Origin of the sequence: Streptomyces sp. TP-A0356, from assembly GCF_001417775.1 — a bacterium.
Classification (GTDB): Bacteria; Actinomycetota; Actinomycetes; order Streptomycetales; family Streptomycetaceae; genus Streptomyces.
Genome location: NZ_BBZJ01000015.1, coordinates 265,476 through 287,156, shown reverse-complemented (window position 1 = coordinate 287,156; position 21,681 = coordinate 265,476). Strand labels below are relative to the sequence as shown.

The 21,681-nt window shown below is 71.3% G+C and carries 17 protein-coding genes and 2 pseudogenes; 6 read left to right on the top strand and 13 right to left on the bottom strand.

From position 1 onward, the window contains the following. Window positions 1-40 precede the first annotated feature (40 nt). On the top strand, window positions 41-748 hold the full coding sequence (locus tag ASC56_RS09835) for a TetR/AcrR family transcriptional regulator (RefSeq protein WP_055490873.1): 708 nt from the start codon (window positions 41-43) through the stop codon (window positions 746-748). 12 nt (window positions 749-760) lie between these two features. Here the strand turns inward: ASC56_RS09835 and ASC56_RS09830 are convergent. The 8 genes and pseudogenes from ASC56_RS09830 to ASC56_RS09795 form a co-directional block, all read right to left on the bottom strand. Beyond that, a pseudogene (locus ASC56_RS09830) lies at window positions 761-910 on the bottom strand (FAD-dependent oxidoreductase); the annotation flags it as partial. Between the two features lie 144 nt (window positions 911-1,054). After that, complete coding sequence (locus ASC56_RS09825; RefSeq protein WP_055490871.1) at window positions 1,055-2,830, bottom strand: SDR family NAD(P)-dependent oxidoreductase; 1,776 nt, start codon at window positions 2,828-2,830, stop codon at window positions 1,055-1,057. Then, entirely contained in the window at window positions 2,719-3,384 is a 666-nt protein-coding gene (locus ASC56_RS41755) for an alcohol dehydrogenase catalytic domain-containing protein (protein ID WP_055490870.1), read from the bottom strand. The genes ASC56_RS09825 and ASC56_RS41755 overlap by 112 nt, the downstream gene beginning before the upstream one ends. Before the next feature lie 78 nt (window positions 3,385-3,462). After that, a complete protein-coding gene (locus ASC56_RS09815; RefSeq protein ID WP_055490869.1) occupies window positions 3,463-5,475 on the bottom strand; it encodes an erythromycin esterase family protein in 2,013 nt (670 codons plus the stop codon). A 410-nt stretch (window positions 5,476-5,885) separates the two neighbouring features. Beyond that, window positions 5,886-6,710: an LLM class F420-dependent oxidoreductase gene (locus tag ASC56_RS09810; protein ID WP_055490868.1), complete on the bottom strand. Its 825-nt coding sequence runs from the start codon at window positions 6,708-6,710 to the stop codon at window positions 5,886-5,888. A 172-nt stretch (window positions 6,711-6,882) separates the two neighbouring features. Next, a complete protein-coding gene (locus tag ASC56_RS09805; protein ID WP_055490867.1) occupies window positions 6,883-7,827 on the bottom strand; it encodes a phosphotransferase family protein in 945 nt (314 codons plus the stop codon). 141 nt (window positions 7,828-7,968) lie between these two features. Further along, window positions 7,969-9,120: a glutathione-independent formaldehyde dehydrogenase gene (locus ASC56_RS09800; RefSeq protein ID WP_055491077.1), complete on the bottom strand. Its 1,152-nt coding sequence runs from the start codon at window positions 9,118-9,120 to the stop codon at window positions 7,969-7,971. A 271-nt stretch (window positions 9,121-9,391) separates the two neighbouring features. Continuing rightward, on the bottom strand, window positions 9,392-10,228 hold the full coding sequence (locus ASC56_RS09795) for a DUF1206 domain-containing protein (protein ID WP_055490866.1): 837 nt from the start codon (window positions 10,226-10,228) through the stop codon (window positions 9,392-9,394). A gap of 259 nt (window positions 10,229-10,487) precedes the next feature. Between ASC56_RS09795 and ASC56_RS09790 the strand changes: the two genes are divergently transcribed. The 4 genes from ASC56_RS09790 (at window position 10,488) to ASC56_RS09775 (ending at window position 18,091) form a co-directional block, all read left to right on the top strand. Next, entirely contained in the window at window positions 10,488-11,408 is a 921-nt protein-coding gene (locus ASC56_RS09790) for an AraC family transcriptional regulator (protein ID WP_371330047.1), read from the top strand. Window positions 11,409-11,740: 332 nt separating this feature from the next. Further along, a complete protein-coding gene (locus ASC56_RS09785; protein WP_234376907.1) occupies window positions 11,741-15,859 on the top strand; it encodes a Pls/PosA family non-ribosomal peptide synthetase in 4,119 nt (1,372 codons plus the stop codon). Further along, window positions 15,856-17,250 (top strand): aspartate aminotransferase family protein, encoded by a 1,395-nt coding sequence (locus ASC56_RS09780; RefSeq protein WP_055490864.1) that lies wholly within the window; start codon window positions 15,856-15,858, stop codon window positions 17,248-17,250. Before ASC56_RS09785 ends, ASC56_RS09780 begins: the two co-directional genes overlap by 4 nt. A 37-nt stretch (window positions 17,251-17,287) precedes the next feature. Beyond that, window positions 17,288-18,091, top strand: coding sequence for an aspartate kinase (locus ASC56_RS09775; RefSeq protein ID WP_055490863.1), 804 nt, complete (start codon window positions 17,288-17,290; stop codon window positions 18,089-18,091). Between the two features lie 123 nt (window positions 18,092-18,214). Here ASC56_RS09775 and ASC56_RS09770 read toward each other — a convergent pair whose 3' ends face one another. Next, window positions 18,215-18,445, bottom strand: a complete 231-nt coding sequence (locus tag ASC56_RS09770) for a hypothetical protein (protein ID WP_055490862.1) — start codon at window positions 18,443-18,445, stop codon at window positions 18,215-18,217. Between the two features lie 97 nt (window positions 18,446-18,542). Then, window positions 18,543-19,262, bottom strand: a complete 720-nt coding sequence (locus ASC56_RS09765; RefSeq protein ID WP_055490861.1) for a hypothetical protein — start codon at window positions 19,260-19,262, stop codon at window positions 18,543-18,545. Window positions 19,263-19,573: 311 nt separating this feature from the next. Between ASC56_RS09765 and ASC56_RS41750 the strand changes: the two are divergent. Further along, a pseudogene (locus tag ASC56_RS41750) lies at window positions 19,574-19,675 on the top strand (aldo/keto reductase); the annotation flags it as partial. A gap of 140 nt (window positions 19,676-19,815) precedes the next feature. Here the strand turns inward: ASC56_RS41750 and ASC56_RS37790 are convergent. The 3 genes from ASC56_RS37790 to ASC56_RS09755 form a co-directional block, all read right to left on the bottom strand. Beyond that, window positions 19,816-19,989: a CsbD family protein gene (locus tag ASC56_RS37790; protein ID WP_079102398.1), complete on the bottom strand. Its 174-nt coding sequence runs from the start codon at window positions 19,987-19,989 to the stop codon at window positions 19,816-19,818. 217 nt (window positions 19,990-20,206) lie between these two features. Continuing rightward, complete coding sequence (locus ASC56_RS09760) at window positions 20,207-20,851, bottom strand: hypothetical protein (protein ID WP_055490860.1); 645 nt, start codon at window positions 20,849-20,851, stop codon at window positions 20,207-20,209. A gap of 313 nt (window positions 20,852-21,164) precedes the next feature. Further along, window positions 21,165-21,629 carry a hypothetical protein gene (locus ASC56_RS09755; RefSeq protein ID WP_055490859.1) on the bottom strand — a complete coding sequence of 155 codons (465 nt, stop codon included), beginning with the start codon at window positions 21,627-21,629 and terminating at the stop codon, window positions 21,165-21,167. Between the last annotated feature and the right edge of the window lie 52 nt (window positions 21,630-21,681).

Genomic DNA, 21,681 nt, shown 5'->3' with positions numbered 1-21,681 from the left:
TAGGTGCTGGCGTTAACAAGGGTCTGTTATCGTCGGAAACGTGGAGAGTCATGACGTCACCGGCGCGGACGGCCACCGCGAACGCATCGTCGCGGCGGCTGCCCGGCTGCTGGCCGAGGAGGGGCCCGACGCGGTATCGACCCGGGCGGTGAGCGCGGCGGCCGGCGTGCAGCCGCCGGCCATCTACCGGCTCTTCGGCGACAAACAGGGCCTGCTCGACGCGGTCGTCGCCGACGGCTTCACCTCCTACCTGGCCGGCAAGACCGCGCAGGGCCCCGGCGACGACCCGGTCGAGGACCTCCGCACCGGCTGGGACCTGCACATCGGCCTGGGCCTGGCCAACCCGGGGCTGTACACACTGATGTACGGCCGGTACCGCCCCGGTGCGCCCTCGCCCGCGGCCCTCGCCGCCTTCGACGTTCTCGCCCAGCACATCCGGCGCATCGCCGAAGCGGGCCGACTGCGCATGCCGGAGGATCGCGCCGCGGCCCTGGTGCACGCGGCCGGCTGCGGTACGACGCTGACGCTCATCGCCACGCCCGAGGACCGCCGCGACCCGGAGCTGTCCTCCACCGCCCGTGAGGCGGTCATCGCGGCGATCACCACGGACGCTCCCGCCGCCACGCCCGGGCCCGTCGCGGCCGCCGTCACCCTCCGTGCCGTACTGCCGCAGACCGACGCCCTCACCGCACCGGAACGTGGCCTCATGCGGGAGTGGCTCGACCGCATCGCCGATCGGCCCCGCTGACGTGCGGTCGTATCAGGCCGCGGCCAGCACCTCGCGCGCCGCCCGCTCGCCGGAGCGCACCGCGCCTTCCATCAGCCCCTGCATCAGGGTGGCCGACTGCGTGCTCGCCCAGTGGATCCGGCCCACCGGCCGGCGCAGCGCGCTGCCGTAGGCGGTGAGGACACGGGCGTGAAGTGGGCCATCATCCCGGGTTGCCGGCACCCGGCACTTGAGGATGCGGGAGAGAGAGCCGGGGCGTGCGCGCAGCGGGCGTCGGGATTCGCCGGGTGCCGTCCTGCCGCCTTCCCGGGTGCCGTCCGCCGTCCCTCATGACAGGTCAACTCCCATCTTCTCGGCCAGGCCGGTGGCGAGGGCGGCGATCGTGGGGTGCCTCCAGACGAAGTCGCTCGCGAGTCTGACGCCCAGCCCCGCCTCCAGACGGGTGCGCAGTTCCATGGACAGCAACGAGTCGAAGCCGAGGCTGCGCAGCGGCGTCTGAGGGTCCAGCCGTGCGCTGCCGAACTGGAGAACGGTCCCCATCTGCTCGGCCGGATAGGCTTCCAGGGCCGTACGGCGGGCGAGCGGAGAGTCAAGTCCGGCCAGGCGCGCACGGACCGCGGATGCGGAGGCGCGCTCGCCGCTCGAGGGAGCGGCGCCCTCAGGCGCGTGGACGTCCACCAGTCCGGCGAAGAAGGGGGCGCTGCGGACCGTGGGCAGGATCCACGTCTCCGGGCGGCCGGGCAGGACGCCGGTCGCCACTCGCCGGTGGGTGAGCAGTACCTCCAGGGCGCGTAGACCGTCCTTGGTGGAGAGGGTCTCGTAGCCGCGGTCGGCGAAGTCGGTCGCCGCGCCGATCTCCCCCCACGGCCCCCAGTTGACGGCCAGCGTGGGCAGCCCCTGGGCGGTCCGGCAGCCGGCGAAGGCGTCCAGCCAGGCGTTGGCGGCGGCGTACGCACCTTGGCCCGGGTTGCCCAGCAGCGAAGCCATCGAGGAGTAGAGCACGAACCAATCGGGCGTGTGTCGCGCGAGGGCCTCGTGGAGTCGCCATGCCGCGGTGACCTTGGGCCGCCAGACGCGTTCCAGCTGGGCGTCGGTGATGTTGGTGACCACGCCGTCGTCCAGCACCATCGCCGAGTGCACCACTCCCCGCAACGGCAGGCCGCCCGCCGTCGCGACGGACACGAGCCGTTCGGCCACCCCCGCCCGTGCGGCGTCCCCCAGTTCGACGGTGATACGGGCACCGGCGGCACGCAGCCGCGCCAACTCGGTCCCGGCCGCCTCGCCGGGCTTTCGACGGCCGTTCAGGACGATGTGTCCGGCGCCCAGTTCGGCCAGCCGCGCCGCCGTGGCCAGGCCCACGCCCCCCAGTCCTCCGATGACGAGGTACGCGCCGTCGGAGCGGACCGGCGCGGGAGGCCCGGTGCGCACGGCGGTCGTCTCCCCTCTTGCGGGCATGATCAGGACGAGCTTGCCGATGTGGCCGGCACCCGCCATGAGACGGAATGCCTCCGTGGCCTGGGCGAGGGGGAACTCCCGGTGCGGCAGCACCGGGAGGTGGCCCGCGGCGAACAGGTCCATGACCTCGCCCAACAGGTCCTGGAAGGCGCTCGGCCGGTCCTGCTGGAGTTGGATGAGGTCGACACTGCTGAAGGTGACGGTGTGGCGGAACGGCCCGAGCCCGAGTGAGGTGTAGGCGAGGATGTCACGGACACCCAGTTCGACGAACCGGCCGAAGGGACGCAGCGCCTCCAGACCGGCGCGGATCGCCGCCCCCGACAGCGAGTTGAGTACGACGTCGACGCCCTCGCCCCCGGTCGCCTCGCGGGCCTGCCCGCCGAAGTCCAGCGAGCGGGAGTCCATGACGTGCCGGACTCCCATACCGCGCAGATAGCCCCGCTTCTCGTCGTTCCCGGCCGTGGCCAGGACCTCGACCCCCAGATAGCGGGCCACGGCGATGGCGGCCAGGCCCGTGCCACCTGTGGCGGAGTGGATCAGTACGCGTTCGCCCTCGGCGAGGCGCGCCACGTGCCGCAGCGCGTACCAGGCGGTGAGGTACGCCGTCGGGAGGGTCGCCGCGGCAGTGGCGTCGAGGCCGGGGGGCACACGGGAACCACGGCGTCGGCGCGGACCGTCGTGAACGAGCCGAAGGCGCCCCCGGCGAGATCCACGGCCAGTACGGTGTCGCCGACGCGGACGTGCTCCACGCCGGGGCCGACCGCGGTCACCGTCCCCGTGCACTCGAAACCGATGCGGTCCCCGCCGCCCGCGGACCGGTCGGCGGCCGGCAGGAGTCCCATGACGGTCAGGACGTCACGGAAGTTCACGCCCGCCGCGCCCACCTGGAGTTCCACCTCTGCCGGGCCCGGTGCGCGCCGTTGGGTCACCACGAGACGCAGCGAACCGAGGTCCCCGGCGCGGGCGGCACGGAGCCGGAAGCGGTCCTCGCCGTAGCGCACCGTGAGAGCGGTCGCCGTCAGGCGTTCGGTGTCCGTCAGCGAGGCGGGGACCAGCCGCGCCACGCGGTGGTCCGCACCCCGTACGGCCATCTCGTCCCCGGGCGGTCCACCCAGCAGGAGGGCGGCGGCCTGCCGCAGGTCGCCGCCGGAGAGTCCCAGGCCGAGGAGGGTGAAAGGGGGCGCCGGAGGGTTCGAGGCCATGGCTACTCCCGGGACACCGGAGAATCAACGGTCCAGGTCTGCCTTATGCCCGTTCGGGCCGGACACGGGAAATTCCTCTCAGACCGCGAACGGGTACGTCTCGGGGGCCTCGCCGGTCTCCCATCGCGCGGTGCGTTCCAGCGGTTCGAGGGCCCGTGTCTCCTCGATGTGGATGAGCGCGTCGAACTGGTCGGCCGGGCGCGCGATGAAGTAGTGGCTCTGCCGCTCGGTGTCGGGGCGGTAGATGACGCCGATCGCGCGTTCGAGACGTGTGGCACGCAGACGTTCCGCGGCCAGTGGTGCGCTGCCGAAGTCGAGCAGGAACTCCTTCTCGCCGACCTCGTGGAACAGTTCCTCCACGCTGTCGGGGAGCGCGGGACGTACCCATTTGCGTTCGGCCGCGCCTCCCCAGTCGTGCGCCGCCGTCACCGTGCCCGTGTAGGTGGTGAAGCCCAGCAGCCGGCAGCCGTCGGGATGGTTCTCGCGCACGAGCTGACCCACGTTGAGCTCGCCGCGCATCGCGGACTCGGTGGCCCGGGCGTCACCCAGGTGCGAGTTGTGCTCCCACACGACGATCTTCGCCAGATCGCCGCGCTGTCTGCTCAGATGCTCGTCGAGCGCGTCCAGGGTCTCCACCATGTGCCGGTCGCGCAGGTTCCACGAGGACACCCTTCCGCCGAACATCGAACGGTAGTACTCGGCGGCGTTGCGCACCGCGACCGCGTTCCGCTCCGCGTAGAAGACCTCGTCCTCGGCGAGGAGACCGCCGCGTTGCGCGTACTCCACGGCGTTGCGTTGCAGTTCCTCCAACTGCTCGACGATCTCCTGCTCGCACGTTTCACCGGCACCGAAGGCGGCTTGGAAACCGTAGGACTGGCCGTCGTCCCCGTCGTATCGCTCCAGACAGGCGTAGCGTTCGCGCGCCCGTACCGCGGCGGCCGGATCGACACGGTCGAGATACGAGATCACCTCGTCGATCGACCGGTAGAGGCTGTAGAGGTCGAGCCCGTAGAAGCCCGCCTTGGCCGTCTCCCGGTCGCCGAGGCGGGCGTTGTGCTCGCGCAGCCACCCGACGAAGTCGAGAACGACCGTGTTGCGCCACATCCAGGTGGGGAAGCGCTCGAAGCCGCGCAGGGACTCCTCCGCGCTGCCGTCGTCGCTGCGGCCGCGGACGTAACGGTTGACGCGGTAGGCATCGGGCCAGTCCGCCTCGGCCGCTACGGCGCAGAAGCCCTTCTCCTCGATGAGCCACCGGGTCATGGCCGCTCGGGCGGCGTAGAACTCGTGCGTGCCGTGGGAAGCCTCGCCTATGAGTACGAAGCGCGCATCGCCCACGAGGTCCGCCAGCGCGCTGACCTGCGGCATCCCGTCCTCGACGGGTGTCGCCCCGGTGCGCACGGCCACCGCGTCCGTCACGCCCTCCGCACCCCAGGCGGCCGGAGCGGCCTTGGATGCGGCGTACAGCAGTTGACGGACTTCCTCGTCGGTGACCTGTGTGAACTCCCAGTAGGAGGCTCCGACGGCGTAGAAGGGGGTGGGGGTGGTCGCGCAGATCACCTCGTCGACCACGGCGGAGAGTTCCTGGCAGGTCGACTCGGGGGCGGTCGGGACCGCCACCACGATTCTCGCCGGGTGCTTGCGCTTCAGGGCCAGCAGGGCGGCGCGCATGCTCGCGCCGGTCGCCAGGCCGTCGTCGACCAGGATGACCGTGCGCCCCTCGACCTTGGGCGGGGGACGGTCACCGCGGTACGCGCGCTCCCGCCGCAGCAGCTCCCGGCCCTCGCGTTCCGCCACCTCACGGATGACGTCGGGCGAGAGGGCGAGGCCCCGGACGACATCCTCGTTGAGCACGAGCACCCCGCCGCTGGCGATCGCCCCCATCGCCACCTCTTCCATGCCGGGCACGCCCAGCTTGCGGACCAGGAAGACATCGAGTTCGGCATCGAGGGCGGTTGCCACCTCGTAACCCACCGGTACGCCGCCGCGGGGCAGCGCCAGGACCAGGACGTCGGGGCGGCCCCGGTAGTGCTCGAGTCGCCGGGCCAGTGTCCGCCCGGCGTCTCTGCGGTCGAGGAACAGACGTTCCGGCATAGCACCCCACCTCGTTCCGTCGCGTACGTCTGTCGGTGTGATGACCGACCCGTCCGGGACGGGCATCGTGGAGGCCTGCTCCTTCCAGCATGGACCGTCGGGCAACCCGATGCAGCGCGCGCACCCCGCCGCTCCGCCCGGGAACAGCACCTCGCGCGATCCGCCACGGCGGCCGCGGTGCGAGCGTCCACGGCCGGAACCGACCGGGGACGCCGTCCCGTTCCCTGTGTGAGCTTGGGGCGCCGCCGCGCTTGGCCGATCGGGACCCTGGCATGCCGGCACCTGACTGTCGGCTGCCGACGACATCCCCGCCGGTAGCCGACCCGCGTGTACTGCGTGTACGAAGGCGCGCCCCGGATCCTCGACGCCATCACCGGCACCTCGCAACCGCTCTCGTCGTCCTCCACTCCTCAGCGGAAGGGGGCCGCGACCTCGGCCAGCCGGTCGAGTTCCTCCAGCGTTTCGCGTTCGGGCATCGTCGGCAGGTAGAACAGCAGCCGCTCGACCCCCAGGGCGATGTAGCCCTTGACCTGCTCCGGGTCGCCGGGAACCGCGTACACCGTCACCGGCACGTCCCGGCCGGCGAGCGCACGCAGCCGCTCGATCTTCGGACCGAGCTCGTCGGGCGGCACGCTGTTGGCCAGCCACGCGTCACCCAACTGCACCACCCGCGGGAACGCGCCCTCGCCCCCGCCGACGTAGATCGGCGGATGGGGACGCTGCACCGGCTTGGGCCAGGAGTAGACGGGATCGAAGTCCACGAACTCGCCGTGGAACTCGGCCTTCTCCTTGGTCCACAGCTCCCGGATGGCACGCAGGCGCTCATCGGTGAGCCGCCCCCGGGTCGAGGGGTCGGCGCCGTGGTTCCTCATCTCCTCGCGGTTCCAGCCGATGCCGATGCCGAAGATCACGCGGCCGTCCGAGATCACGTCGAGCGAGGCCACCTCCTTGGCGGTGATGATCGGGTCGCGCTGCGGGATCAGCGCGATCCCGGTGGCCAGCAGGAGCCGCTCGGTGACCGCGCTGATCGCGCTCAGGGCGACGAAGGGGTCGAGCGTGCGGTAGTAGATCTCCGGCAACTCGCCGCCGCCGGGGTAGGGCGACCGACGGTCCACCGGAATGTGCGAGTGCTCGGCGATGAACAACGAGTCGAACGCTCGCTCCTCCAGCGCCTTGCCGAGTGGGACCGGGCGGATTCCCTGGTCGGTGATGAAGGTCGCGATTCCGAATTTCACGGCGACTCCGTCGAAGGTCGAGTGGGCAATGGACGGATGGCACGGGCCTATGGGCCTACGGGGCTATGGGGCTACGAGGCTGTCGACTGTCGGCCAGGGCGGCCCCACCGTCCGCGAAGGCAGGTCGCGAGGGCAGGGGCCTGACAGGCGGGGCCCGGCCGGTACGGGTACGTCACCGGGACAGGGCCTCGGCCACGGCGGGGTCGTTGAGCACGGAGGCGCACCAGGCGAAGTGCTCGTCACCGCCGCCCGGGGCGAAGGCGTCGCTCGTGGCCATCGCGTAGGCGGCCCGGAAGAGCAGCAGGTCGTCGATCCCGTAGCCGAACTCGTCGGCGAACCGCGCGGTGAGCTGCCCGGTGATCTCCTGTGCGTGCTCGGTGTCCGTCGGGAAGATCGCCGCGGTGACAGCGGCGTCGAACCGGGGGTCGCCGGCCGTGGACAGGAAGCCGTAGTCCACGAGGGCGCGGGGCCGCAGATCGTCGTCGACCAGGACCGTCTCCGGGAAGACGTCACCGTGGACGACGGCCTCGGTGGTCCCGGGCAGCGCACGCAGCTGGGCGACGAGACGCGCGCGCTTGCCGTCGAAGTCGGTGACGTGTGCGGCGAACCGTTCCCCGCAGCGGCCGACCCGCCGGTCGATGAGGTCGGCGAGGGCGGAGCCGAAGGAGCTGTGGCCCTGCCACAGGGGGCGTTCCTCGTCCAGGACGGGCAGTTGCCTCACCTCGCCGACATCGTGGGCGGCCGCGAGGGCACGCAGCACGCCGACCAGGCAGTCGACCGCTTCCGGCAGCACCTCGGGCTCGTCGGTGCGGACCTTGCCGGCCAGCGGGTGGCCGGTCAGCTCCCGTTCCACGGTCATCGGGACCCCGGCGATGTCCTCCACAGCGATGATCTGCGGCGCGTCGAACGGCAGATGGTCCGCGGCATCCGCGTAGAACCGCTGCATCCGCTGCAGCTCGGGCCCCCGGCGGTGCTCCCACACCTTGGCCACCGTGCCGCCGCCGAGCCGGTAGACGGCCCCTTCCACCGCCGCCTCGACGGGGCGGGCGTCGGGGTATCCGGCGTCGAGGAAACGCCGGACGCGTTCGGCCGTGCGGTCCTCCGTCGAATCGGGCATCGCGCACCTCCTTCCGCCCCCCGGGTGGATGACCGGGTTGGTCACAGCCGCCGGGCGCGGCCCGCACCGGGCCTCGGCCCGGCGCAGGTTGCCGGCCCGGACACGGCGAGGGCCCGGACCGGAGGCGAGGGCACCCGTTCCTCATGCCGCGAGTTCGTGACCTGGGTGCAGTACCACCTTGGTGTAGCCCTCGATCCGCTTGTCGAACTTCTCGTATGCCTGTGGCGCCTGCTCCAGCGGCAGCTCATGGGAGACGACGAAGCTGGGCTTGGCGCGCCCGGCGATGATCAGGTCACGCAGCTGGCGGTTGTACCGCTTGACGTTGCACTGACCGGTGCCCATCTTCTGGCCCTTCTCGAACATCTTGCCGATGGAGACCAGGAGCTGGCCGTGCTTGGCGTGTTCGTCGGGTCCGCCCGGGTCGGAGGGCACATACAGACCCGGTACGCCGAGCCTGCCGGTCGCCCGCACCGTCTCGACGAGCTCGTTGAGGACGATGGCGGGTTCCTCGTGGCTCGCGTCGTGCGCCTGGGCCTGGTACCCGACGGCGTCCACGCCCTTGTCGGTTCCTTCACCCTCCGTCTGTTCCTTGATCTGCTCGGCCGGGTCGCCCTTGGTGAAGTCGATGGGGATGGCCCCGATCTCCTCCGCCTTGGCGAGCCGCTCGGGCACCCGGTCGACGGAGAACACCTTCGACGCACCGCGCAGCAGCGCGGAGTAGGCGGACATCAACCCCACGGGGCCGGCGCCGAAGACGGCCACGCTCTCGCCCGGGGACACCTGGGCGAGCTCGCATCCGTGGTAGCCGGTCGGGAAGATGTCGGCGAGCAGGATGAAATCTGTCTCGAACTCATCGCCCGGCGGCAGCTTCAGGCAGTTGAAATCGGCGAAGGGCACGCGCAGCCGCTCCGCCTGACCGCCCTTGTACGGGCCCATGGCCACGTATCCGTAGGCTCCGCCGGCGAAGCCGGGATTGACGGTCAGACAGAAGCCCGTCTCCCCGGCGAGGCAGTTCTTGCAGAATCCGCACGCGACATTGAAGGGCATCACCACGCGGTCGCCCTTGGCCAGGGAGACCACGCCCGGACCGACCTCCTCGATGATGCCGAGGTTCTCGTGTCCGAAGACGATGCCCGGCTCGGCCGCCGTGCGGCCCTCGTACATGTGCAGGTCGGATCCGCAGATCGCGCTCGACGTGACGCGTACGATCACATCGTTGGGGTGCTGGATCGAGGGATCTTCGACGTCCCTGACAGCCACGCTGAACGGCTTCTCATAGACGACGGCTTTCACCTGGGTCACCTCCGCGTCGAACCCTGGATGACGGCGGCGACGGCCGAGCTGCCACCGGGCGACGCACGGAGAGCGTGGGCTGCCGGTCTCCGCCGTGGCCCCGGGTGCTCTCGCCTCACCGCCGGATACTTCCAGGTAACGCCCGTGCGGCACCGGCCGCAACCGTCTCCGGGGACGGTCGCGGCCGGCTCCCGCCGCGCTCGTCCCGAAGCGGTGGCCACCTGGGTCCCAGAGGGCAGCAGTACCAGAACCCGCTTCTCGGAGCTCGCGCTCAGACCCGGCCCCACCGCGCCAGCGCGAAGGAGAACACGCCGAACAGCGCGACACCGGCGGCGACCAGCGCCAGCAGCCACGGCCCGAACGGTGTGTCGGCGAACGAGCGCAGCGTGTCGTCGAGCCCTTTGGCCCGGTCGGGCCGGTAGTCGATCGCCGCGCGCACCGCGAAGACCCCCGCCGCGGCGAACACCAGACCGCGTGCCGCACCGCCGCCCACCCCGGCGACATCCACGAGCCGCCGAGCCCTGGGGGACATCTCGCCCAGCTTGAGTTCGTCGTGGTAGTCACGCCGCACGGCCCGGACACCGATCCACACGCCCGCCACGATGACGCCGACCGCGGCGGCACCGACGATCCACTGCCCGCCGGGCATCCCCAGCGCCTTGGCCGTGACGTCCCGGGACTGCTCGTCGCTCGATCGGCTTCCGCTGCCGGAACCTGCCGCGAACGACAGCACCGAGTAGGCGACGAAGGCGTAGAACCCGCACCGGACCAGCGCCAGCAGCCTCTTCTTCGCCTCGTGTCCGTCCGGCCCGACCGAGCCCACCACGGCCTCGGACAGCCGCCACACCGCCATGCCGACCAGCCCGATGCCCAGCGCCCACAGGAGCACGTCACCGAACGGCTCCCGCGCGATCTCGGCGAGCGCGCCGCTGCGGTCGGCCTGCTGTGTGCCGTCGCCGAAGGCGATCCTCAGCGCGAGCACGCCGATCAGCAGGTAGATCACTCCGCGCGCGGTCAGCCCCGCCCGGGCGGCGCCCCGGGTCACCGGGCTCCGCGCCGCGCGCCGGGCCCGGCTCCGACCGGTGCGGGCCATGGCACTCGTGTTCATCTCGACCTCCCGCAGTCCGGATGCCCTGGCGACGGGCGGGCACACGCGGTACGGCGGGTGTCACCGGTTCGCCGGCAGTTCGGGACGTCCGCTCCGGCGCGCAGACCGTGTCCGGCCTCGATCGACGGGGTGGTGGCATTCAGACTGTCGTCGGGGCCAGATGGCCTGTGGACACGAAAGAGCTGTGGACACGAAAGAGCTGTGGACACGGAAGAGCTGTGGAATCCAACCGAGAGCCCTTGTCGACGACCTGAACCACATGAACGAGATCATCATCATGGCGAATACCGACGACGCCGACCTCCCTCGCAGGGATGGCAGACCGATCCCCGGATTCGGCTTCGGTCCGCCGACCACGCCCGTCCCCGGCCTGGAGATCACCGATCTGGAGACGCTGCACGGCCGTGTGAGCGACGGCAGCCTGGAGCATGTCCACCGGGTCGACTTCCACACCGTCACCCTGATCACCGAGGGCAGCGGCGAGCACACCGTCGACTTCGTCACCCACGCCTGCCGCCCCGGCACACTGCTGTGGGTCCACCCCGGGCAGGTACAGCGCTTCGGCCGCCCGGGCACGATGAACGGCACACACCTGCTGTTCACGCCCGCCTTCCCGCCCCACATCGGCGGCACCGACCGGCTGGTCGACGAGTGGTACGGCCCGGTCTGCTGGCAGCTGGGTGCCGGCGCGGACTACACCGCCCTGTCCACCCTGCTGGCCCAGATGCGGGCCGAGGTCACCAGGCCGGACGGCGCGGTGTCGCCGCAGATCCTCCAACTCCTGCTCGCCGCCGTTCTCTTGCACATCGACCGGCTGCGGAGGCGGGGCGAGAGGGGAGACCCGTACGCCGGCGGTGAGATCTACACCCGCTTCCGCGGCGAACTGGAGCGGTCCTACGCCACCACCCGGCGCGCCGAGGACTACGCCCGGCGCCTCGGCTGCAGCGTCAGGACCCTGACCCGCGCCTGCCAGGCCGCCACCGGGCAACCCGTCAAACTGGTCATCGACACCCGGGTGGCCCTGGAGGCCCAGCGCCTGCTCGCGCACAGCGACGAACCCGTCGCGACCATCGCCCGCCGACTCGGCTTCTCCGAGCCCACCAACTTCGGCAAGTTCTTCACCCGGCACACCGGCACCAACCCCGGCGACTTCCGCCGCACCCACCAGCTCCCTCGGTGAGCCGCAGAACGTGGCGGGCTCCCGGACGTGCGAGGGGGGCTGCTAGGGCCTCGACCCCTACAGCCTCTACGGCCTCGCCTGGCGCCGACGCCGAAGTGGCCGCTCCCGCCGAGCTCCGGCGGACGCCGGCCCGCAAGGCCGCCGAAGCCGCCCCCCCTGTGCGGCCGGCCCAGAGCATCGAGGCGCTCCCGGTCGCTGAGCGGCAGCCCACGAACACCCCACGCAGCGCGGCTTCTGCGACGTTTACCGTCGCCTAACCCATGTCTTTGCGGAGGTTAACCGCCCTCTTCGTAGCATCGAAGCGTGGGGTGATTCACCTCGCGGAGGACGTCATGAGCAAGCGCATCTTCCTCGACGCCCGCGATGATGTGGACGACGCTGGGGCCCGTGTGGGCCCGCCGTCCGACGACCGCCTTCCCCCGGCGCCGAGCGACTGTCTTCCCTCGATGCGGGCTCTGGGCGACTTCTTCGCGCGCACCTGCGACCGCAGGCCGTCGGCCACCGCCGTGATCTGCGGCACGCGGAGCCTCGCCTACGCGGAGCTCGACCGCCGATCCAACCGGCTGGCGCATCTGCTCATGGCACGTGGGACGGCAGCCGGGGACCGCATAGGGATCCTGCTGGAGCGGTCCTGCGAGACCTACGTCGCCCTCCTGGGCGTGCTCAAGGCAGGGGCGACGTATGTGCCGCTCGATCCGTCCTTCCCCGCCGACCGTCTGGCGTACATCGCACGCGATGCCGGCCTGCGCGAGCTGGTGACCGCGTCGGACCAGCGTGCACGAACCCGGGACCTGCCCTGCGCCGTGCTGGAGCTCGACCGTGCCGAGGACCACCTGTCCGTCCAGCCGGACAGTCGCCCGGCCGTCGACGTCGCGCCGCGGGCCGAGTGCTACGTCATCTACACCTCGGGTACGACGGGCAGGCCCAAGGGGGTGGCCGTGTCCCACGCGAGCATCGTCAACTTCCTGCGGGTCGTCGCACCGATCTACCGTGTGACCGGCGAGGACCGGGTGTACCAAGGCCTGTCGATCGCCTTCGACTTCGCCATCGAGGAGATCTGGCCGGCGTGGATGGCGGGGGCCACTCTGGTCGCGGGCCCGACCGGCGCCAAGCTCGCCGGACCGGAACTCGGTGCCTTCCTCGCCGAACACGAGATCACGGTGCTGTGCTGTGTGCCCACTCTGCTGACCACCCTCGACGCGGAGGTTCCCAGCCTGCGCAGCCTGCTCGTAAGCGGCGAGGCCTGCCCTCCCGACCTGGTACGCCGCTGGTGGCGTCCGGACCGCCGCATCCTCAACGCCTACGGGCCGACCGAGACCACCGTGACCGCCACCTGCGCCGAGCTCCATCCGCACCGGCCCGTCACGATCGGCACTCCGCTGCCCACGTACCGCGTCTACATCATGGACGACCGGCTGCGACCGGTCGGCGCGGGCGACAGCGGGGAGATCTGCATCGGCGGGCCCGGCGTGGCGATCGGCTATGTCAACCGCTCCGGCCTCACCGCCGAACGCTTCGTGCCCAACCCCGTGACGCGCGACCGCGCCGAGGTACCCCGGATCTACCGCACGGGCGACCGGGGCAGATTCACGGCCACCGGCGAGATCGAGTACCTCGGCCGTGCCGACACCCAGGTGAAGATCCGCGGCTACCGCATCGAACTCGCCGAGATCGAGGAGATCCTGCGAGAGGACGAAGCCGTCGAGAGCGCGGTCGTCGCACCGCGGGAACGGGACGGTGTCGCACAGGACCTGATCGGTTATGTCACGCTCCACGACCGCTCGGTCGCGGAGACGGACGACGTTCTCCGCGAACGCCTGCGCACGGCGTTGCGGCGCAGGTTGCCCGAGTACATGATTCCCGCGTTCGTGGAGGTCCTTCCCGCGCTTCCGCTGCTCGCCGCGGACAAGGTGGACCGCGCCAGGCTCCCTGCCCCGACGTCACCGCCGCTCGCCCGCCGCTCCCGCCCGCACGTCGCCGCCGCGACACCCCTGGAAGGCCGGCTGACGGAGCTGTGGCAGGGTGCTCTCGGCTGCGACCGGATCTCCGTCGAGGACGACTTCTTCCGTGACCTGGGCGGCCACTCCATGAGCGCCGCCGTCCTCATCTCTCGGATGCGCCAGGACCCGGGCACGAGAGACGTGGCCATGGGCGACCTGTACGCCCACCCCACCGTCCGGGGCCTCGCCGCCTTCATCGACGAGGGCGCCGGGGCGGCGGACGCCACGGGGCCGTCACCGCCCTCGTCGCCACCCGCCCGGTGCCATTCCACCGCGCGGGTCATGGCCTGCGGAATGGCGCAACTGGCGAGCCTGTACGCGTGGTTGCTGCTGCCGGGCATCGCGGTGGTCCTCGTGCCCTACCGGCAGTACGCCGCCTGGCACGGCCCCCTCCCGGGGACGGCGGCCGGTGGCATCCTGCACACCCTCGTCCATATGCCCCTGGCGGCGTTCGTCGCCCTGGAGACGGTGTGGCTGGCGGTCACCCTCCTCCTGCTGCCCATGGTGGTCTGCCGGTTGCTGATGACCGGCGTCCGCGCGGGGACCTATCCGCTGTGGGGCATCACCTACCTGCGGTTCTGGCTCCACGGCAGGCTGCTCGCCATGACACCGCTGCGCCTCCTGAGCGGCTCGCCGCTGCTCGCTCCCTGCCTGCGGCTGCTGGGCGCCCGCGTCGGCCGGGGCTGTCATCTGCAGGTCGTCCTCGCGCCGCTCACCCTGCTGGAGATCGGCGACGGCGTGGGCATCGGGTACGGCGTACGCCTGCAGACGTACACGGTCGAAGACGGCCGGTTGCGGCTGGCGCCCGTCCGGATCGGAACCGGCGCCTTCGTCGGGGCCAACAGCGTGGTGCAGCCCGGCGCCGTCATCGGCGACCACGCCTCGGTCGGCGAGCAGTCCCTCGTACCCGAGGACGCCGTGGTCCGGCCGCACGAACACTGGGCCGGTTCCCCCGCCACCCGACAGGACGCGCCCCCGGCCCTGTTGCAGGACATGGCCGCGCAGGCCGATGACGCGGCCTGGCCGGTCCGCGTGCTGGCCGGACACGTCGCGGCCGCGCTGCTGGTCCTGTTCATCCCGCTGCTGGTCATCGGGTCGGCCGCCACGCTCGTCGAGTACACGGCTCTGCGGCACGGCATCGGATGGGCCGTCCTGTCCACCGCCGCTGCCGGGCCCCTGGTCGTCCTGGCCACCTGTCTGTGCGTCCTCGTCGTCAAGCGCGCGGTGATGCCGAGGACCCCGACCGGTATCCATGCCGAGCGCAGTGGCTTCGGGGTACGCAAATGGATCATCGACGCGCTGATGTTCGTCAGCCTCACCATGACCCAGGCGCTGTACTCCACCCTCTACCTCGTCCCGTTCCTGCGTGCGATGGGAGCGCGCACCGGGCGCTGGTCGGAGGTGGCGACCGTCAACTTCGTCGACCCCGACATGCTCGTCACCGGGGAGCAGTGCTTCCTGGCGGACGTCAGCGTGGTCGGATCCGCGGTCTTCCACCGGGGGCGCATCGCCATCGCACCGGCGGAGATAGGACGGCGCGGGTTCGTCGGCAACGGCGCACTGCTCCCGGGCTCCCACCGACTGGGCGACAACAGCCTGCTGGGCGTCCACTCTCTCGCGCCACCCAGGCCCACCGGCCCCGAGACCACCTGGCTCGGGTCGCCCGCGATCTTCCTGCCCAGCCGCCAGGCCAGCCAGGACTTCCCCCCGACCCTGACCTACCTCCCCACCCGCACCCTCATCGCGGCACGTCTCGCCATCGAGTACTTCCGGGTGAGCCTCCCCGGGACCGTCAGCACACTAGGGATCCTGGCCGTCCTCTCCACCTGGATGTCGCTGGCGGCGGTCCTTCCGCCGCTCGCGGTGGTCCTGCTCGGACCTGCCCTGCTGTTCGAGGCGGCCCTGGTCTGCCTCGTTGTGGCAGTGATCCTCAAGTGGCTGGTCATCGGCCGCTACCGGCCACGGGTCGAGCCGCTGTGGAGCGTCTGGGTGCGGCGCACCGAACTGATCACCGGCCTGTACGAGAACCTCGTCGTACCGCTCGTCATGAACCTCGTCATCGGCAGCCCCTGGGCGGTCCTGGTGCTGCGTCTGTTCGGCGCCCGCATCGGACGGCGCGTCTGGCTGTCCACCACGTATCTGACCGAGTTCGACCTGGTCCGGGTCGGTGATGACGCCGCCGTCGGTGAAGTCACCTCCCTGCAGACCCATCTGTTCGAGGACCGGGTGATGAAGATGTCCAGGGTCAGCGTCGAGGCGAATGCCTCGGTCGGCACCCGGTCCGTCGTCCTGTACGACGCGCGGGTGGGGGAGGGCGCCTGCCTGGACGCCATGTCCCTGGCCATGAAGGGCGAATCACTGCCCGCGGGAACCCGCTGGCGGGGCATTCCCGCGGCCCCCCGCCGCGACAGCGCACCGGCCGTCCCGCACAACCCCGGAGGCCCCTCATGACCACCTTCCTCCTCCCAGGTCACCCGACGGCGCCGCACGTCATGGGCGACCTGCCCGGACCGCGCTCCGCCGCACTCCTCTCGCGCCAGGAACGCCGGGAGTCCAACGCCCGTACCTATCCCCGTCATCTCCCCATCGCGCTGGCCGAGGGCGACGGAAGCTTCGTCCGGGACGTCGACGGAAACGTCTTCATCGACTTCCTCGGCGGTGCCGGAGTGCTCTCACTGGGACACAACCATCCCGACCTGGTCGAGGCCGTGATCCGGCAGCTCGGCTCGCTCACCCACGGACTGGACTTCCCCACACCCGCCAAGGACGCCTTCACCGAGGCCCAACTGTCCATGCTCGCACCTGAGTTGAGAAGGCGCATGAAGATCCACTTCTGCGGGCCGACGGGAGCCAACGCGGTCGAGGCGGCCGTCAAGCTGTGCAAGATCGCCACGGACCGCGGCGACATCGTCTCCTTCCGGGGCGCCTTCCACGGCAGTACGCACGCGGCCATGGCGCTCAGCGGCCTGGTCTCCCAGAAGGCACCCGTGCGCAACGGTATGCCGGGCGTCCACTTCTTCCCGTACTGCTCCTGCGGGAGCGGCACCCCGGGACCGGTCCCGGGCCGCTGCACCGCGGACTGCGCCGCGGATCTGGAACGGGCGCTGCACGACAGCAACGGCGGCATCCCGCCCCCGGCGGCCGTGATCCTCGAACTCGTGCAGGGCGAGGGCGGCGTCGTGATCCCCGGCAGGGACTTCGTACGGCGCGTGCGGTCGCTGACCCGCTCCCTCGGCATCCCGCTCGTAGTGGACGAGGTGCAGACGGGCTGCGGGCGCACCGGGACGTGGTTCGCCTTCGAGCAGTACGGCATCGAGCCGGACGTCGTCCTGGCGTCCAAGGCCCTGAGCGGCATCGGTCTGCCGGTCTCCGTCATCCTGTACGACGCCGCACTGGACACCTGGGCGCCCGGCGCGCACATCGGTACCTTCCGCGGGAACCAACTCGCCTTCGCCGCGGGCGTGGAGGCGATCCGCGTCATTCGGCGCGACGGCGTGCTCGCGAACGTCCGGCGGCGGGGCGAGCAGATCGCGGACCGGCTCGCGGTGCTGTCCGGCTGCCCGTGGGTCCGCGAGGTGCGGGGTCTGGGCCTGATGTGGGGGATCGAGATGGCCGATCCCGACAGTGGCCGGCCCGCCACCACGGTCGCGTCCGCGGTCCAGAGCCACGCGTTGCGCCACGGGCTCATCGTCGAACGCGGCGGGCGCGAGGACGCCGTCGTACGCATCCTGCCCCCGCTCAACGTCACCGCCGAGGTGGTGGACACGGCGTGCGCGATCCTCGTCGAAGCCGTCTTCGCGTGTCGTCCTGCGTCCTCCGTCCGCCCCGGCCCGGCACGGTGAACCGCCCCCTGGGGCGCTCCGCCGGGAGGTGTCCGAGATGGCCCTCATCGTCCAGAAGTACGGCGGCTCCTCGGTCTGGAGCACCGATCGGATCAAACACGCCGCACGGCGCGTCGTCGCGGCCCATGCGGCCGGTCACGACGTCGTCGTCGTGGTGTCCGCCATGGGCGACACCACCGACCGACTGCTGGGGCTCGCCCGCGAGGTGGATCCCGCTCCACCCCCACGCGAGCTGGACATGCTGCTGGCATCGGGTGAGCAGGTCTCCAACCCCCTCATGGCCATGGCCATTCACGCGCTCGGCGCCCAGGCCTGCTCGTTCTCGGGCGCCCAGGCCGGTGTGATCACGACCTCGGTGCACGGCGAAGCCCGGATCGTCGACGTCAGGCCCGAGCGGATACGGCGGCTCCTGGACCGTGGCGTGATCGTGCTCGTGGCGGGCTTCCAGGGCATCAGCCGGGAGACGGACGAGCTCACCACCCTGGGCCGCGGCGGATCCGACACCACGGCGATCGCCCTGGCCGCGGCCCTCAAGGCCGACGTGTGCGAGATCTACACCGACGTGGACGGCGTCTACACCGCCGATCCCAGGCTCGTACCGGGGGCGCGCCTGCTGCGCCACCTCACCTACGAGGAGATGTGGGAGCTGGCGGCCGCCGGGGCGAGGGTGCTGGCGCTGCGCAGCGTGGAATACGCCTGGCGGTACGGAGTGACGGTGCACGTCCGGTCCGCTCAGGACGACGGCCCCGGCACGGTGGTCTCCGACCACCGGGACGAGGCGATGGAGCCGGTACCGGTCGGAGCCGGGGTGCACGCCGCAGCGGGCACCGAGATCCGGTGAGGCGTTCGGCCGACGGGCCGGTGCAGTGGAACCGGCCCGTCGGCCGTGCGGCGGCACGTGTGGCTGCCCGGCGACCGGGAGGGCCGGGGCGGGGAGACCCCGGCCCTCGCGCAACCGCTCGGGTCAGCCGAGACGGGTGCGCAGCAGCTGCTTGCCGATCTCGGCTCCCTTGCGGCTGTCGGCCTGCGCCTTGCGGAACAGCTCAGCCAGCTCTTTGTCGTTCTCGCGTTCCGCGTCCTGGATGTATGTCTCCATCCGCAGGGCGTTGCTCAGACATGCCTCGACGAACCAGATCAGGTTGTAGTCCTTGTCCTTGGTCCCGGTGGTGTGGCCGGTCTCCGTGCTGCTGGCCATGTACTCCTGCCTTTCCTTGATTCTGGGCGGGGGTGCCCCGTCGGCCGCCGGTCCGCGGGGCCGGCGGGGTGGTCGCTGGTGCGGTGCCGTGGAGGTGCTACTGAGCTCCTCGCGCTGTCGGTGACCCTGAGTGCAGTCCGGTACCTGTCGGGCGGGGGTCGACGCGGGTGTCCGTGGGCGAACGGTGATCCGGCCAGGCCTGGGGGCGCTGCACTCCGGCCAGGTGCGGTGTCGTGCCGGTGCGGGCGTCGTCGGTCCGGATCCACCGGCCGTCGGCGGCCGATGTGTCGGCCATGGCCTGGGCCAGCTGTTCGAGGCTGTTCTCCAGCCTCTGCAGAAGCTCCTCGTCCTGCCGACGCAGCGCGCCGAGCAGGTCCATGGCCCTCTCGTCATCGGCGAGAGCGGCGATGCTCTCCCCGGCTCGGCAGGCCGCGAGCGCGTGAGCGGCGGCCGCGTACTCGCACTCGGTGATTCTCAGCAGCCGGCGATCCGTGGTCGGGCGTCCGCCCCCGAGCAGGCCGTCCGCGATCATCGTGCCGGCCTCCAGCGGGATCCGGGCCAGACGGCCGACGCCGGACGCCAGGGTGCGGACGATCTCGACGGTGTCGCGCAGCAGGTGCCGGGGCCGGATGGCGCGTACGTGGTTGTCGAGGCGGGTGATGTCTACCTGGGCGTCGGCGACGTGGCGTTCCAGTGTGTGGCGGTGCGGGCCGACGGGGATGACGGCCATGTCCGCCCGGAACCTTTCGATGACTGCCGCATGGGCCTTCCGGGCGTCTTGCAGCGCCGGGATGAGCGCGTTCGTCGTCACTGTCATTGCCGTGCTTCCTTGTTCGGGGGTCTCTCGGGACGGCGGGTGGGGCGACCTGCACGCGGAGCGGTTGCCCGGCGTGGGCGGGCGGCCCCGGGATCAGGGTGTGCGAACCGGCCCAAGATCGCCCGGCGGCCCGTGCCGTCCTGGAGGGGTCCGACGGGTGCTCCTGACCGCGCGATCTGCACTGCCGGGACGCCCGATGAAGCGGCTCTGCGCTGCTCCGTCCGGGTGCCCGGCGGCTCCCGAGAGCCCGGGCCCGGGCCCGTGACGGGTCCGGCAGCGGGCCGGCAGTTCAGTGGAGGACGCCGAATCGCGTCGGCCTGAGCGAGGCGGGGGCCGAGACGATCCGCCGTGCGAACGCCGTCCACCCGATCACGGCAGTGCAGACGGAGTACTCGCTGTGGACGACGAGGCCGGGATGGCGGCCGTGGACCCCTGAATCGCGCCCCACGCACATCGTCGCGTGACCGGGGGCGCGGGCGGCTCCCGCACGAGCAGGGGGACCCCCGCCCGATGGACGGAGGTCCCCTGGAGTGTCTCGCTTACGGCGGCTCGATCAGCGCCGGAAGGCGTCCTTGGTCTTCTCCTTCGCCTGGCGGGCATCGCCCTTGGACTTCTCGGCCTGCCCCTCGGCGGTCAGCTTCTCATTGCCGACCGCGCGGCCGGCCGTCTCCTTGACCTTGCCCTTGGCCTGTTCCATCTTGGCCTTGGCCTTCTGCTCTCCAGCCACTGTTGCTCACTCCAAGTCGCGGTTGACTTCGGTGTCACGACACCGGGTGACCCGGGGTGCGGAACGTAAACATGCCGGGAGGCGCACTGGACGACCGCCGGACGCCGACCGGCGAAGGCCGGACATGGGACTGCGCCCCGGCGCTGTTCCCCTGTTTCGTGACGACGCCGGCCCGATTCCGGTGGGCCGGCGTCCTCCCCAACCTCCGGAGGCGCTGTCACCAGTCGTCGTGGTGACCGATCACCCGGAAGCTGCCCACGACACCGTCGTCGCCGAACCCACCCCCATTGAGATTGAACGTGTCACCGAACTGGCCCGCGCTGAAGGTACGGGTCACTACGCCGTTGGTGGCGCCGTAGGGTCCCACGGTGGCGACCGGAGCGCCGTTGTCGCAGGTGAACCCGCGGTAGACCTCTACGACCTTCTTGCTGTCGTTGAAGATGCTGAAGCTGCTGGAGCCCAGCCCGCTGGCCGCGGTCACGCAGCCCTCCGTGAAGGCCGAGTACGTCCGTTCGTTGAAGTAGATTCTTCCCTCCTCCCTGCGCTCGTGGCGGCGCCCGCCCTCCCGGTCCCGGTCCCGGCCCTCTCGGTCACGGCCCTCCCGGTCCCGGTCCCGGCCCTCGTCCTTCTTGCCGTCCTCGCCGCTGCCGCCGAGGGGAGCGGTGGCGGGAGCGGGATGCTGGACGGGCGGGGCGGCGCGGTGGGCGGGCGCGGGGGCGCGGTGCGCGGGCGCGGGGGCCGCGCGGTGGGCGGGCTGGGCGGCCTGAGGTGATCCGGCGGTCGAGGCGTAGGTGATGCCGGTGGTGGCGAGGGCCGCCGCGCCTACTACGGCGGCGGCCACGGCGAAGGTACGCGTGGGCATGTCACTTCTTTCTGTCTCGCAGACGCCGGCCGGGCAGCCGACCTGCGATGAACGTACTGACGCCCCCTTATATCTGTCATGTCGGATATGCCTAAGGTGTGATCTTGGGCAGCCGGACGGGTGCAAACGCGGTACTCGTGGCATACCCCCCAGAGACCTGACGGGGTCTCACGAAGCCGTCTGCAGCGCCTGCCGAGGGACTCATGCAGAGCTGTGGCCCTACTCGCAGCGGATGGCGGCTCAGGCGGTGCGCTGGGCGTGGGGTTTACCCCCACTCAACACCTCGGGATCTCGTGGCCGCCCGCGGACGAGGTCAGTTCCACAGCGGATAGATCACCACTCGCTCGAACCCGTCCGGCCTGTCGTCGAGGTAGACGAGGCTCATCTGGGTGTAGTGCTGCAGCTTCGGGTGCTTCTTCCAGGGCTGCGGGTGGTCGAGCCGCACGACGACCGGATAGGAGTGGAACTTGCCCGCCGCGCAGTACGGCTTGCAGTCGTTCACCACGTTGAGGCCGTTGGCCACTGCCGAGTTCGGGTCCCACTGCGACCAATGGAGCGAGACGAGACGGCTGTTGCCGTCACCACAGGCGATCATGAAGTCGTCCGGGTGCACCTGCGCGTGCCAGACACAGTCGACGAGCACGGGACGCCCGGCCTGGTTCACGGAGTGCGCGGCCGACGGCGACGCCCCCGGAGCGGCGGACGCCGTTCCCACCGCCGCCACGAGTGCTGCGCTGGCACAGAGCGTGACCGCTGTACTTACCGTGTGACTCCGCATCTCCGCTCCCGGCCGTCCGTACCCGGACCCATGGACCCCGCGCCCGCGCGCT

What these genes read in the sequence shown, in the direction of transcription:
- ASC56_RS41755 (WP_055490870.1), bottom strand. Translation starts at nt 3,384, where the DNA reads ATGGCCTCGAACCCTCCGGCGCCCCCTTTCACCCTCCTCGGCCTGGGA.
- ASC56_RS09815 (WP_055490869.1), bottom strand. Translation starts at nt 5,475, where the DNA reads ATGCCGGAACGTCTGTTCCTCGACCGCAGAGACGCCGGGCGGACACTG.
- ASC56_RS09805 (WP_055490867.1), bottom strand. Translation starts at nt 7,827, where the DNA reads ATGCCCGATTCGACGGAGGACCGCACGGCCGAACGCGTCCGGCGTTTC.
- ASC56_RS09795 (WP_055490866.1), bottom strand. Translation starts at nt 10,228, where the DNA reads ATGAACACGAGTGCCATGGCCCGCACCGGTCGGAGCCGGGCCCGGCGC.
- ASC56_RS09790 (WP_371330047.1), top strand. Translation starts at nt 10,488, where the DNA reads ATGAACGAGATCATCATCATGGCGAATACCGACGACGCCGACCTCCCT.
- ASC56_RS09785 (WP_234376907.1), top strand. Translation starts at nt 11,741, where the DNA reads ATGAGCAAGCGCATCTTCCTCGACGCCCGCGATGATGTGGACGACGCT.
- ASC56_RS09780 (WP_055490864.1), top strand. Translation starts at nt 15,856, where the DNA reads ATGACCACCTTCCTCCTCCCAGGTCACCCGACGGCGCCGCACGTCATG.
- ASC56_RS09775 (WP_055490863.1), top strand. Translation starts at nt 17,288, where the DNA reads ATGGCCCTCATCGTCCAGAAGTACGGCGGCTCCTCGGTCTGGAGCACC.
- ASC56_RS09770 (WP_055490862.1), bottom strand. Translation starts at nt 18,445, where the DNA reads ATGGCCAGCAGCACGGAGACCGGCCACACCACCGGGACCAAGGACAAG.
- ASC56_RS09765 (WP_055490861.1), bottom strand. Translation starts at nt 19,262, where the DNA reads ATGACAGTGACGACGAACGCGCTCATCCCGGCGCTGCAAGACGCCCGG.
- ASC56_RS09760 (WP_055490860.1), bottom strand. Translation starts at nt 20,851, where the DNA reads ATGCCCACGCGTACCTTCGCCGTGGCCGCCGCCGTAGTAGGCGCGGCG.
- ASC56_RS09755 (WP_055490859.1), bottom strand. Translation starts at nt 21,629, where the DNA reads ATGCGGAGTCACACGGTAAGTACAGCGGTCACGCTCTGTGCCAGCGCA.